The organism is Peribacillus sp. FSL E2-0159 (assembly GCF_038643155.1).
Taxonomy (GTDB): Bacteria; Bacillota; Bacilli; order Bacillales; family DSM-1321; genus Peribacillus; species Peribacillus simplex.
Genome location: NZ_CP152053.1, coordinates 3067738 through 3081600, shown reverse-complemented (window position 1 = coordinate 3081600; position 13863 = coordinate 3067738). Strand labels below are relative to the sequence as shown.

Here is a 13863-nt window from a genome sequence, read left to right as displayed (position 1 = left end):
TGCCGACTTAAATTATTTATCAGTATATCAAAATAAATAACTAGGAATCTGAAAATAAAACATATAATATGTAATTATATGTAAAATTAAATTCTGTTGAATGTTTCAATTTGTGAGAGAAGGAGGGACTGTTATTGTATTCCACGATAACTAGTGAAATCGTCGATCGTGTCATGATTGTTACTCTTAATCGTCCTGAGAGAATGAATGCTTTCAATGAAAAGATGTGTGAGGAGATGATTCACGCTTTTGATGAAGCGGATGAAAATGATGACGTACGAGCCGTCATTTTAACTGGCGCTGGGGATGCTTACTGTTCTGGAATGGATTTGGAAAAAGGTGCAGAAACCTTTATGGATCACACTCCTTTGGTTGAATATCGCGATGCAGGCGGGGTGATGTCATTACGGATTTTTGAGATGAAGAAACCTATGATAGCAGCCATAAATGGAGAGGCAGTCGGGATTGGGATAACAATGACTTTGCCCATGGACATTAGAATTGCTTCAACAGATGCAAAAATGGGTTTTGTATTTGCGAGGCGGGGGATAACGATGGAGGCATGCAGCGGCTGGTTCTTACCTAGGCTTGTCGGAATGGGTAAAGCTTCCGAATGGATTTTTACCGGCAGGATGATTTCGGCAATTGAAGCATATGAGGGAAGGTTGGTAAACAAGATCGTCGAGCCAAACGAATTGATGTCTGCTGCAATGGAAATTGCAACAGAAATTGCGGAAAATACATCTTCCGTCTCTGTGACGCTGTCCCGACAGTTAATGTGGACCATGCTCGGCGCAAACCATCCTGTTGAATCACACAAAATAGAATCGAAAATGATTCATTGGACCGGAAAACAAGCGGATGCACTAGAAGGTATCGAAGCTTTCCTCGAAAAAAGGAAAGCCGATTTCAAAATGAAAAGCAGCACTGATATGCCTCCGTTTTATCCATGGGGAACGGATCGAACATATGAAGTGGATAAGAAATGAAAGGTAAGGTAAGGGAATCCAGGGCTTCGGAAGTGAGTGATAATTTTTACTTTTCGGATAAATTAGGGTTTCTTTTCTTAGTGTGTTATACTGAGTTTACCATTTACTAAACTTGTTTCATGTTCCCTATTCCCTGTGAATAGGGTTTTTTTATGTTTGCTTTTTCAATCAAAAAAACAGACCCTACAAGTAGGGTCTGTTATATATTGTATTTAAAATTACGCTTTTTGAACGTTAGTAGCTTGGGGTCCACGTTGACCTTGCTCAACTTCAAAAGTAACTTCTTGACCTTCGTCTAATGATTTGAATCCTTCGCTTTGGATAGCTGAGAAATGTACGAATACATCGTCTCCGTTTTCGCGTTCGATGAAGCCAAATCCTTTTTCTGCGTTAAACCATTTTACTTTACCTTGTTCCATTGTTGTTGCCTCCTAGTGTGAATCCACACATTGTGTTACTACCCTTGCTCAATCATTAGACGAAAAGTTTTTCACTTATCAATCTTCCCGAACAAAAATAATTCTTTTTAAATATAACAGATAATGTCGGAATCTGCAAGCTAACAAGGGAAGATTATTTATGTACACAGACAATGAACAATTATTAATACCCTTTTTTGTAATCAAGTAAATTTGTTGAAGGTGTTTTACCATTTAGATAGTTCTTTAAATTCGGCATGAAAATTTCCTGAATAAGCCTTTGGTCGTAAAATTCCGTATTTCCGGATGTGTGCGGTGTGATGATTACATTGTTCAACTCCCATAATGGGCTATTTTCAGGAAGTGGCTCCGTTTCAAACACATCAAGTCCAGCACCCGCAATATCTTTGTGTTTAAGCGCTTGAACCAATTCGTTCTGAATGACGATATTTCCCCTTCCTATATTAATGAAAAAAGCGGAGGGTTTCATTAACTGGAATTCTTTTTTTCCGAACATATTCCGTGTTTCTGGGGTCAATGGTAATGTCACGACAATGTAATCGCACCTAGGAAGAAGAACATTCAATTGTTTTTGTGTGAACATTTCATCGACAAATTCTTCTGATTTACCTGAATGGCGCATTCCTAATACGGTCATGCCAAAAGCCTTGGCAATTTTAGCGGTTTCCTTTCCGATTTTTCCGACACCGATGATCCCGATGGTCTTTTCATGAATTTCCTGCTTCATATGTGCGTGATGCCAAGTCTTTGCCTGCTGTTGCTTAATATATGTATCTACTTTTCTTGTTAAGGCAAGCATTAACGCAAAAATCGTTTCTGAAATGGGATACGCATGGACGCCATTTGCAGTTGTAATTTGTACATCCTTTTGTTCTAAATTTTTCAGGGGTAAAGCATTCACTCCTGCACTCCATGTCTGGATCCATTTTACTTCGCTTTCGATAATCGATTCAGACATTTCCGATTTCCATCCTGCGATCACTTCAGCATCGGCTATATGATCCTTCCATAGTGCCGGAGATCTTCCAGTGATAACAGTCCACTCTGGAACCAATTCTTTGATCTTCTGTAATAAGAACTCATTCAAATTTTGGCTAATTATTAGTTTCCTTTTTGGCATAATTATCCTCCTGTATCATTTTTTCTGAATTATACGTAAATTTCGATAATATTTCAATTGGGAAAGCGATTGCTTAACAATCTTGCTATAATACTAATAATCAATGGAATGGGGTGTATACATGAACGTGAAAGACATATATGGGCAGATGCCTACTATAGAATCAAAACGTTTGGTTATGAGGAAATTGACCATGAATGATGCCGAGGACATGTTCGCTTATGCATCCAACGGTGAAGTTTCCCGTTACGTCACATGGGAAGCACATCGTTCTCTAAGTGATACAAGGGATTTTATCCGATTAATCCTACAAAATTATGAGGATAAGAAAATCGCTCCATGGGGCATAGAACACAAGGAAAGTGGTAAATTGATTGGTACTATTGATTTTGTTTCATGGCAGGTTGATCATCACAGTGCAGAAATCGGGTATGTGCTTGCACCCGAATATTGGGGGGGTGGCTTGATGACGGAGGCAGCCCAAAAGATAATCGCCTTTGGCTTCGAAAATATGAACCTAGTTCGAATACAAGCACGCTGCTTCGTTGAAAATTTGGGTTCAGAGCGAGTCATGCAAAAGACTGGTATGTCTTTAGAGGGAATCATAAGAAAAGGAATGTTTGTTAAGGGTGAGCATCAAGACCTAAAGATATACTCCATTATTAAATGATGGCTGTGAACTCTGCTGATAAAAGAGAAAGCAATAAGGAAATTGAAAGCGTGAATTTCCGTTCCAGATTATTATGAATATGGGAAAATCAAAACAAACAATATGTTCAAATATTGAATCAAAAACTATACATAACGTCTAATGAAAAAAGTCCGTTTGAAAAATATAATAAAAATATGAAATCGTGTTGAAATGGAGGGTTTCTTTAATGACAGTTATCAATGATGTAGAAACGTTGAAAAATTATATCGGTGGCAAATGGGTGGATTCCACAACTTCGAAACATGAACAAGTGCCTAATCCGGCAACGGGAGAAGCTTTGGCAATCGTTCCCCTATCAACAAAGGAAGATGTAAACCAAGCTGTGCAGGTTGCTAAAAAGGCGTATAAAGAATGGAAAAAGGTGGCCGTTCCAAAAAGAGCTCGCTTCTTATTCCGTTACCAGCAATTATTGATAGAACACTGGGATGAGCTTGCAAAGCTTGTCACGATCGAAAATGGAAAAAGCTATACAGAAGCATATGGTGAGGTTCAGCGTGGGATTGAGTGCGTGGAGTTTGCAGCAGGTGCGCCTACCTTGATGATGGGCAGTCAGCTTCCTGATATTTCCCCAGGTATTGAATCTGGCATGTATCGATATCCAATGGGAGTCGTTGCCGGGATTACGCCGTTTAATTTCCCGATGATGGTGCCATGTTGGATGTTCCCGCTGGCAATCGCTTGTGGAAATACGTTTATCTTAAAACCTTCAGAACGGACACCGCTCTTAGCAAACCGTCTTGTGGAATTATTGACAGAAGCCGGAGTTCCGGATGGTGTTGTCAATATTGTCCATGGTGCCCACGATGTCGTGAATGGGATCTTGGAACATGAAGACATTAAAGCGGTATCATTTGTTGGATCCCAGCCTGTCGCAGAGTATGTATACAAAACGGCAGCTGCCAATAAAAAACGTGTCCAGGCTTTATCAGGTGCGAAAAATCATTCAATCGTCATGCCTGATGCGGATTTGGATAATGCGGTAACGAACATAACGAATGCCGCTTTCGGATCTGCAGGCGAGCGCTGCATGGCTGCGTCAGTGGTTGTTGCAGTGGGGGAAGTGGGAGATTCGCTTGTTGAGAGATTAAAGGCTGCAGCGGATGACATAAAGATTGGAAATGGAATGGATAAGGACGTTTTCCTGGGACCTGTGATTCGTGATACTCATAAAAAGAGAACAGAACAATATATTGAAATCGGGGAAAAAGAAGGAGCTGTCCTCCTTCGTGATGGCAGGAATGAAGGCGATCAGGAAAATGGCTATTACGTTGGACCGACATTATTTGATCATGTAAAAACAAACATGAAAATATGGAAGGATGAAATTTTTGCTCCTGTCTTATCCATAGTACGAGTTAATACCCTGGAAGAGGCAATCGAATTGACCAATCAATCCGAATTTGCCAATGGTGCCTGCCTCTATACGGATAGCGCAAAAGCCATCCGGGAATTTCGTGAAGAAATTGATGCAGGGATGCTTGGTATTAACCTTGGGGTACCAGCGCCAATGGCATTCTTTCCATTTTCCGGCTATAAAAGTTCATTTTATGGAGACCTTCATGCCAATGGGAAAGACGGCGTAGAATTTTACACTAGAAAGAAAATGTTAACGGCAAGATACTGATAGGAAAGTGGGGGTCGACGCAATTGTGGTCGGCCTTCCTTTATACATTATTTTAGGAGGAGTGTAGCTTATGCAGGTAGAAAAACAGGGTCAGGATCTTAAAGCTTTGGATGGTAAATATGTGTGGCATCATATGAAAGGGGCTGAACCCATCCCTGGGGCAATGGTGATTAAAAACGGTCAAGGAGCATGGATTACGGATGTTGATGGGAATCGCTTCCTGGATGGGATGTCAGGTTTATGGTGTGTCAACGTTGGTTATGGCCGCACGGAACTAGCTGAAGCAGCTTACGAGCAGCTGAAGGAACTTCCTTATGCCCCTTTAACGAATAGCCACATTCCGGCTATTAAGCTAGCAGAGAAATTAAATGAATGGCTTGGTGGGGATTATGTGATTTTCTTCTCTAATAGCGGTTCAGAAGCAAATGAGACTGCTTTTAAAATTGCGCGGCAGTATCATCAGCAAAAAGGTGAACATGGACGCTATAAATTCATTTCCCGTTATCGCGGCTATCATGGCAATTCAATGGGAGCCCTGTCAGCTACCGGGCAGGCGCAGCGAAAATATAAATATGAACCACTCGCCCCAGGATTTCTTCATGTATCACCGCCAGATTCTTACCGAAATCCAGAGGATGAAAGCGGTGAAAAAAGTGCAGCGGAAATTGAACGTACCATTACATGGGAGTTGAGCGAAACGGTGGCTGCGGTCATCATGGAACCAATCATCACTGGGGGCGGAATTTTGATGCCGCCTGATGGTTATATGAAACGTGTCAAAGAAATTTGTGAGAAAAATGGTGTCCTTCTTATTTCGGATGAGGTCATTTGCGGGTTTGGCCGTACTGGTAAGAAATTCGGATTTATGAACTATGATGTAAAACCAGACATCGTAACAATGGCTAAAGGAATCACGAGCGCTTATCTGCCATTATCCGCTACAGCCGTCAAACGTGAAATTTATGAGGCGTATATTGGCTCAGACGTTTATGATCGCTTTCGACATGTAAATACATTTGGCGGCAATCCGGCTGCCTGTGCCCTTGCTTTGAAGAATATTGAAATATATGAAAATGAAAAACTTATAGAACGGTCTAAGGAGTTAGGGCTACGCTTTCTGCAAGAGTTTGAAGAAATCAAATCTCATCCCAATGTTGGGGATGTACGTGGGAAAGGTTTGTTGGTAGGCATTGAACTAGTGGAAGATAAACTGACAAAACAACCGATCGAACTTTCCAAAATCAATAAAGTGATTGCATCATGCAAAGAAAAGGGACTGATCATAGGTAAAAATGGTGATACAGTAGCAGGTTTCAATAACGTCCTGACTCTTGCTCCCCCACTTAGTATAACTGAAGAGGATTTTTCATTCATCACAACGACGGTAAAGCGAGCGCTAGCTGAACTATGAAAATAAGGTGATAGCAAAAAACTGAAAAATCAGCATGCAGTTATGTTTCTATATGTACGTTTTGATACCCACTATTTAAGAAAGATTGCATCCATATTTGCTTTTTAAATGAGACTGCTGTGTTTAGTTTTAGCACCGTTCAGAACTTTGAACGGTGCTTTTGTCTATGATAAAGGAAGAATAAGAGGAAAAGAAATCTATTATGAATTAAAGGCGATATTTTGGAATCGTTTTCCTTGCTTAGTTATAGCGGATGTTCGAAAATGGAATGATAAGGAGTAGTAGAAAATCAATATTATCCGGCAGAAGAGGTGAGGGACATGAATAATGATGATATAACAAAAAAACTAACATTACATATCCCTGAAATTTTAGGGAGTGGGAATTTTTCAAAGTATGCTGTATTGGTACCGCTTATAGAGAAAGAAGATGGAATTCATGTTCTTTTTGAAGAGCGTTCACACAAACTGAGGAGGCAGCCGGGGGATATATGTTTTCCGGGCGGGAAAATAGACAAGCTGGACCATGATGAGCAGGCGGCTGCCCTAAGGGAAACATATGAGGAACTTAATTTGACAAAAGAAGATATCGATAATGTCTTTCCGATCGATTATTTGGTATCCCCATTTGGGATGATTGTCTATCCTTATGCAGGGTTTGTTCGTAACCATCATCGGATAATACCTAATCCAGCTGAGGTAGAAACCATTTTTACGGTCCCGCTATCCTTTTTCATGGAAAAACCGCCAGAAATTTATCATGTGAAATATAAAGTAGAACCGCATGAAAACTTTCCCCATGATTTAGTCGTTGGCGGGGAAAATTATAAATGGCAGCCAAAACAGATGGAAGAATATTTTTACTTATATAATGGTCGGGTAATATGGGGAATGACGGCGAAAATACTTACACATTTTATTGAAATTCTTCGCTAGACCCTTCTAAAGCACCTTTTTTTCTAGGTTGATTTCCATTAAACTTTAATTATGGTAAAAGTTAGATTTTAATAGAAGCGGGGGGATGAGTGGATGAAGTATAGTTTTGAAGTACTTGAAAAAGAACGGGAAATGGCAATGGCTGCACTAGTCAACTTCAATGAAAACCGCGAATACTATGATGAAACCAAAGATCAGGAACTTAAGCTAGCATACTACAAAGATGGTTCCTTGGACCGGGCAAGATTGAAGGACCTACTTGTGGCAACCCATAAAAACCAGCTGAACTACTCACCGCATCGCCATGTTTACCCATGGGTGGACCTGCAGGAAAATGGCCAGCTGAAAAGTCTGTATTCCGGTAAAGGGATGGATCCTGTACAAGTCATTGAGGAAGATATCCGTATTCTAGAAGCGTTGTCAAGAGGCATTGAATCAACAAATTCGGAGAACATTCTCGTTAATTGTGAACATGTCGTACCTCAATCATGGTTCGATAAAAAAGAACCGATGAGGGGTGATTTGCATCATCTGTTCGCCTGTGAACCAACGTGTAACAGCAGTCGGAGTAACTTTCCATACCATGATTTTGAGGATTATATCCCTGAAAAATCGGCTGCCGGTATAAAAGCGGGTTGCGGGAAATCAGACGAAGGTAAATTCGAGCCTGAATACGGAAAAGGCATCGTGGCGAGAGCTACTTTGTACTTTTTACTCAGATATGAGGGAATCATCGATAGCGGAAAAATTGACCCGGCACTGCTTTTGGAATGGCATCGGCTTTTTCCGGTCAGCACTTATGAAAAACATAGAAACCAGGCTATACATGAAATGCAGGGTAATCGTAACCCATTTATAGATTTTCCCGAAATGGCGGAGAAATGGAATTAAAGAAGGATAATAAAAAAGGATGGAAGCTGTAGTACAAGCTTCCATCCTTTTTTATTATAGATTATAAGAATTTTACGCAGACAGGGAAGGGAACTTGAACATCTTTTTGTAATAATGTTAATTTTCCGTCATGTTCATTCCGTGCATATAGTGTCAGGTTTCCTGATTGTTCATTAGAAGCGATCAGGAATTTTCCGCTAGGGTCCAATGAAAAATCACGTGGCCAATGTCCTTCGGTTGAAACCAGTTCCACGAATGCCAGTTTGCCTGTTTCTTGATTGATTTGGTAAACGGCAATACTATCATGTCCGCGGTTTGCTGCATATATGAATTGCCCGTCTTCAGAAATATGAATCGCGCTTCCTTGGTTATTTTCCTTGAAATCTTCCGGGACGGTCCGAACCGTTTGTAATTCAGAAAAACTTCCAGTTTGACCATCGAAGCTCAAAACAATGACTTCTGGTACAAGTTCTGCCATGACATACGCAAATTTTCCGTTTGGGTGGAAGGTCAAATGCCGTGGTCCGCTGCCTGGAGCAACAGATAAGCTGTTTACTTCTTCCAAAACCCCATTATGTATTTTATAGGTTATTACTTTATCTATACCGAGGTCGACAACGCAAATGAACCTTTCATCCGGTGTGAAACCAGCGAAGTGGGTGTGTGCTTTTTCCTGGCGTTCTTCATTTGGTCCTTGACCCTCATGTTGAACAGTGGATGATACTGGAAAAGGGGTCGCATCGTCATGAAGCGGATATGATTCAATCAGGCCTTCCCCATAACTGGAAGTGACCAATACCTGTTTCTTGCTGTCGACACTAATATGGCAAGAAGAGCCATTTGGTGTCAGTTGTTTGCCCAAGAAGGTAAGCACACCTGATTCTTCATTAATCGAATAAGCTGAAACTCCACCGCTTCCCGCTTCTTTTAAAATGGCGTAGAGATTCTTTTTGTCCTGGCTGATGGCGACATAAGTCGGATCGGTTAATTCTGCTGCAAGAACAGGTGTACTGATTTTTCCTTCTTCTGTATCTAGAGTAAAGCGGTATATACCTTCGCTGTTTCCTTTTGTGTAAGTACCTATGTATCCAATGAAGTTCTGTTGATCATGTTTTGCCATATTTATCTCCTCCAAAAAAGATTTGTGTTTATTTTTATTTTAACATAGATGATAGCCATTATATCCTTTTCCCGGTTTAAGTTGAGTTGGAACCTTTTTTTAAAAAAATTTTGGGTGATAAGAAAAAAACCCCGACTAGGGGGTCAAATTTTATCGACTGGCTTTGAGGCTTCGATAGGAATATGCCTAAACTCAGAAACGGAAAATAAACCCTGATCCGTCAGTTTAATTTCAGGGATGACAGGTAATGCCAAGAATGCAAGTGTAAGAAAAGGGTTGAAATTCCTGTTTGCACCGAGTTTCAATAGGGCTCCATCGATTTTTTTCAATGAGTGAACGACATCCATATAATTGCATTCACTCATCAATCCAGCTATTGGAAGGGGAAGGGAAGCAAGTATTTCCCCATTTTGGATTACGGTCAATCCACCCTGCATTTTTTTGATTTCCTTAGCTGCCATTAGCATATCCTGGTCATTCGTCCCGGCAATGATCAAATTATGTGAATCATGGGCTACTGTCGTGGCAATTGCACCTGATTTCAACCCGAGCCCTTTGACGATTCCAAGACCTAATTGTTTCGTCATATGATGCCGTTCAATAACAGCAAGTTTTATATGATCAACATGTTCGGAGAACTGGAATAGACCATCGTGGTTAAGTGTGACCGGTTCAATCGAATGCTTTGTAATCAAGCTGTTTGGAGTTATCTCAATAATATTAGCGAACTCATTTTTAAAAGGTATCGCCAAATCATTCTCCGTTATTTCATGAAATTGAACAGAGTGCTTCAATCCGTCGTCAATAACCTGTTCCTTTACATCCGGAAAGTTAAGTAAACGATTATTTTGCACCATAAGCCTTCCCTCTTTAAAGACCGAGTGGATGATGATTGAATCAAGATCATCCAATAGAAGAAAGTCTGCCTTGTATCCAGGTGCAATTGCACCATGTTCCTTTAAACCAAAACATTCAGCTGCATTAATGGTCGCCATTTGAATGGCGGTAATTGGCGGGACACCTGTTTCTATGGAAAGTCGAACATTGTGATCGATACTCCCCTCTGATACAATATCATCTAGGTGCCGGTCATCGGTGACGAATAAACAACGGCGGGAGTTCTTCTCATTAATAACTGGAATCAGGTTTATTAAATCTTTGGCAACGGTGCCTTCCCTGATCATAAGATACATTCCTTTACGCAGTCTTTCTTTTGCCTCTTCCGCTGTAGTGCATTCATGATCCGTTTTAATGCCTGCACTTATAAAAACATCGAGCTGTTGTTCGGATAATCCTGCTGCATGGCCATCAATGCTTTTGCCTAGTCTATTTGCATCGTATAATTTTTGCAGCATATCCTCATCTGTATCTGAAACGGCCGGGAAATTCATGACTTCGGCTAAACCGAGCACTCTCGGGTTTTGATAAAATGAAATTAAATCTTCACTTCTTAAGACGGCACCAGAATGTTCAAACTCCGTAGCAGGTACACAAGATGGCATCATGAAGTAAAAGTCAAAAGGAAGTTGATCGGATTGTTCAATCATATATTCCATTCCCTTTTTGCCAGAAACATTGGCAATTTCATGAGGATCTGCAACGATGCTGGTCACACCATGTAAAAGAAGGATTTTTGCGAGTTCAGAAGGCCTGACCATTGAAGATTCAATATGGACATGGCCATCAATGAATGCAGGGCATACGAATTTTCCTGCTGCATCGATTTCTGAAATACCCTCATAACTCCCAATTCCAGCAAAAAAACCATCGACGATAGCAATGTCGCCTGTATAGGTATCACCATTGAAAACATCTATGATTTTCCCGTTTTTAATGACGCAATCTGCAGGTGTTCTGCCCGCCGCAACGTCTATTCTCCTTTTGAGCAAGCTTTTTTTCATATTCGTAACCCCTTTAGCAAAAAAAATATCCGGTTAATATTTCACTTTTTCAGTATTGGTTTCCCATGTTCGGAATGGTAAATCGTGGTCATTAAAAGACATTTGTTCCATTTTAATCGTGCGGTTTTCCATTGGCAAGGCAAGTTCTTGGTATATAAAGTGATCATCAAAGCCAATAAGTGCAGCGTCTTCTTTAGTACATGCGTAATAAATGGCTTTTGGACGTGCCCAATAAATAGCACCGATGCACATGGGGCAAGGTTCGCAGCTAGTGTATATTTCACAATCTGTAAGCTGGAAGCTGTCGAGATTCCTGCATGCATCACGAATCGCCTGTACTTCAGCGTGGGCTGTAGGATCGTTGGCTGTTGTCACATTGTTACATCCTCTTCCTACGACTTTGCCATCTTTTACGATTATAGCACCAAAAGGTCCTCCGTTCTTTGCCAAAACATTTTCATATGCAAGCCGAACAGCCATCTCCATGAATTTTACATCCACTATAAACACCCCTTCATAGATTAATTACCAAAAAGTGTTAATGTTACGTTTTTTAACGTAAATATAATAAACAATATACCATATGGACGTGCGGAAATAGAGTGTTATTTTCTGAAAATAAAGAAAAATCATTTTGTGTTAGAATATATTACAGCAATCTAAAGTAGTTTAAAAGAATTTTTACAAATAATTATAAAACTGATATTGTTAGAAGAAAATCATTAGAATTATGAAGGTGATATGCATGGGGTTTTTGGGAGTTCTTTTACCGATATTCGGTATATTTGTTTTAGGTTTCATCGGTCAGAAAAAGTTTAAACTTGATACAAAATCGATTTCCACGATGGCATTATATTTAATGTCACCTTTTCTTGTATTCCGAACTTTTTATTCCGCAGAATTTACGATTAATTATTTTTACCTGTTCTTATTCACGATAGTACTTTGTCTTTCTCTCATACTGGTAGTCTACATCATATCTTTTTTTAAAAAATATACAGTCACTGAGACAAGCGGCATGATATTGGCGTCGGCCTTCATGAATAACGGGAATTACGGAACACCCGTCATTTTCCTGTTATTCGGAGCCGCAGGACTCGATTATGCAATCATCCTTATGGTGGGACAGCAGTTAGTGATGAGCACGATAGGCATTTATTTTGCAGCAAAGGGCAGCCCGGAAGGTAACGGAGTTCAAACAGCGATTAAAGCAGTATGTCGGATGCCAATTGTTTATGGAGCTATTGCAGGTACAGTATTTCAGTTCGTGAACATACCTTTAAGCAATTCGGTTATGGAAGCTATTAACCTTGTTGCAAATGCAGCGATCCCAACAATCATGATTACACTGGGAATGCAGCTGGCCAACATTTCCCTGAAAAAAATTGCCTATCGAAAGCTATCAGTTTCGCTGCTTCTTAAACTTGCCGTTTCACCAGCCATTGCCTTCCTGTTATCACTTGCCTTACCAGTGGGTGAAATGGTCAGGCATATCATGATAATCGTAGCTGCCATGCCAACGGCAGCCAACACTACGATGTATGCGCTCCAATTCAATACGGAGCCTGAATTCGTATCAAGTGCTACGTTCATTAGTACATCATTAAGCTTGATTACGCTTCCAATCATTTTTTTCTTTGTATTATAGGAGATTATCATTCTAATTATGTGGGCAAACTTATTATATACACGAAGCGGGCTATCTAATTAAAAATAAGGGATCCGGATAGATTACATGTATTGCCCTTGATGACCAGGTGTTGGGCTAGTTTTCCATCGTGGTTAGTGAACGAAATTAGGGACTTGGATATAGGTTTTAATTGGAAAATGATTTTAAACAATTTCATTTGATATTTAAAGGTGAGCTTGTTAAACTGGCGTTTACTTTTTAAATGCCTATATTTGATTGGAGGGGTTTTGTGTTACAGACTAAAGTTAAACTGACCAATACTGGAAAGATTGATGCCATTTTAAATGAAATCGTTCTGAAAACTTATGAAGAAGCACTAGAAGAAAAACTCTTGCTATGCATGGAGTGCGGGGATGTCGATTTTTATATCGCGTATTCAAATAATGAGGAAATTCAAGATGCGATTAATGAAAACTTTGAAATTGATGAATTTGGCGAAATCTTGAAAATAGATGAACATCAGGAACTTATGGATGATTTATACGATTATTTCTTGATCATACATAAGGAAAGTGAAATGTTTGATTTTTTTCCAGCAGGTCCATATACTCTCGGTGGGCAAATCCGCGAATCGGATACGGATATGCTGGCGCCAAGAGGTTTATATTTAGCACCATTTGAAGATGCATTAAAGGAAAGATGAAAAAGACAGCGACTGCTGTCTTTTTTTCGTGCGTATTTTTAAAGCTAATTTATATCCGGTATTATGCATACGGGAAATAAAAGAATTTTTTCAAAAAAATGGTAAAGGTTAGGGGGATATCTGTTTAAATATAAATGTTTTATGAAATATAGCAATAATATCATAAAATACGGTATCGTTTTTAACAATTTAAAGATTATATGGTAATTTTAAGCAATGTTATATATAATGAATTATGTGAATGTTTAATATATTATTTAAATTACTAGTTTAAAATAACAATAAAAAAGGTCTTTTCACTACCACTAATGTTACATTGGGAAATAATAAACGAAGAAAGGATTATACATAAGAACTGGGTCGAGTTAAGAGAATGCTAGGCTTTTT

The 13863-nt window shown here is 39.6% G+C and carries 13 protein-coding genes; 8 read left to right on the top strand and 5 right to left on the bottom strand.

Features of this window, described 5'->3' with window-relative positions; translation table 11 throughout:
• The first annotated feature begins 134 nt into the window (after window positions 1-134).
• Entirely contained in the window at window positions 135-989 is an 855-nt protein-coding gene (locus NYE63_RS15015; protein WP_342601696.1) for a crotonase/enoyl-CoA hydratase family protein, read from the top strand.
• Between the two features lie 218 nt (window positions 990-1207).
• On the opposite strand, the gene NYE63_RS15010 is transcribed toward NYE63_RS15015, so the two are convergent.
• Window positions 1208-1408, bottom strand: coding sequence for a cold-shock protein (locus NYE63_RS15010; protein WP_029714163.1), 201 nt, complete (start codon window positions 1406-1408; stop codon window positions 1208-1210).
• Window positions 1409-1592: 184 nt separating this feature from the next.
• Window positions 1593-2549, bottom strand: a complete 957-nt coding sequence (locus NYE63_RS15005) for a D-2-hydroxyacid dehydrogenase (protein WP_342601695.1) — start codon at window positions 2547-2549, stop codon at window positions 1593-1595.
• A gap of 121 nt (window positions 2550-2670) precedes the next feature.
• Here NYE63_RS15005 and NYE63_RS15000 point away from each other — a divergent pair, with 121 nt between their 5' ends.
• The 5 genes from NYE63_RS15000 to NYE63_RS14980 all read left to right on the top strand — a co-directional run bounded on the left by NYE63_RS15000 (window position 2671) and on the right by NYE63_RS14980 (window position 8122).
• Window positions 2671-3219, top strand: coding sequence for a GNAT family protein (locus NYE63_RS15000; RefSeq protein WP_342601694.1), 549 nt, complete (start codon window positions 2671-2673; stop codon window positions 3217-3219).
• A 208-nt stretch (window positions 3220-3427) separates the two neighbouring features.
• The gene (locus NYE63_RS14995; RefSeq protein WP_342601693.1) at window positions 3428-4885 is read left to right on the top strand and encodes a CoA-acylating methylmalonate-semialdehyde dehydrogenase; all 1458 of its coding nucleotides are present in this window, start codon (window positions 3428-3430) and stop codon (window positions 4883-4885) included.
• Between the two features lie 70 nt (window positions 4886-4955).
• Complete coding sequence (locus tag NYE63_RS14990; RefSeq protein ID WP_063235000.1) at window positions 4956-6296, top strand: aspartate aminotransferase family protein; 1341 nt, start codon at window positions 4956-4958, stop codon at window positions 6294-6296.
• 320 nt (window positions 6297-6616) lie between these two features.
• Window positions 6617-7231, top strand: a complete 615-nt coding sequence (locus NYE63_RS14985; protein WP_342601692.1) for a CoA pyrophosphatase — start codon at window positions 6617-6619, stop codon at window positions 7229-7231.
• A 93-nt stretch (window positions 7232-7324) separates the two neighbouring features.
• On the top strand, window positions 7325-8122 hold the full coding sequence (locus NYE63_RS14980; protein WP_342601691.1) for an endonuclease: 798 nt from the start codon (window positions 7325-7327) through the stop codon (window positions 8120-8122).
• 61 nt (window positions 8123-8183) lie between these two features.
• On the opposite strand, the gene NYE63_RS14975 is transcribed toward NYE63_RS14980, so the two are convergent.
• From NYE63_RS14975 to NYE63_RS14965, 3 genes are all read right to left on the bottom strand, one after another.
• Window positions 8184-9242 carry a lactonase family protein gene (locus NYE63_RS14975; protein ID WP_342601690.1) on the bottom strand — a complete coding sequence of 353 codons (1059 nt, stop codon included), beginning with the start codon at window positions 9240-9242 and terminating at the stop codon, window positions 8184-8186.
• Window positions 9243-9385: 143 nt separating this feature from the next.
• Window positions 9386-11143: an adenine deaminase gene (gene ade, locus NYE63_RS14970; protein WP_342601689.1), complete on the bottom strand. Its 1758-nt coding sequence runs from the start codon at window positions 11141-11143 to the stop codon at window positions 9386-9388.
• Window positions 11144-11176: 33 nt separating this feature from the next.
• The gene (locus NYE63_RS14965) at window positions 11177-11629 is read right to left on the bottom strand and encodes a nucleoside deaminase (RefSeq protein ID WP_342605775.1); all 453 of its coding nucleotides are present in this window, start codon (window positions 11627-11629) and stop codon (window positions 11177-11179) included.
• Between the two features lie 259 nt (window positions 11630-11888).
• Here NYE63_RS14965 and NYE63_RS14960 point away from each other — a divergent pair, with 259 nt between their 5' ends.
• A complete protein-coding gene (locus NYE63_RS14960; protein WP_342601688.1) occupies window positions 11889-12791 on the top strand; it encodes an AEC family transporter in 903 nt (300 codons plus the stop codon).
• A 271-nt stretch (window positions 12792-13062) separates the two neighbouring features.
• A complete protein-coding gene (locus tag NYE63_RS14955; RefSeq protein ID WP_342601687.1) occupies window positions 13063-13476 on the top strand; it encodes a hypothetical protein in 414 nt (137 codons plus the stop codon).
• Window positions 13477-13863: the final 387 nt, after the last annotated feature.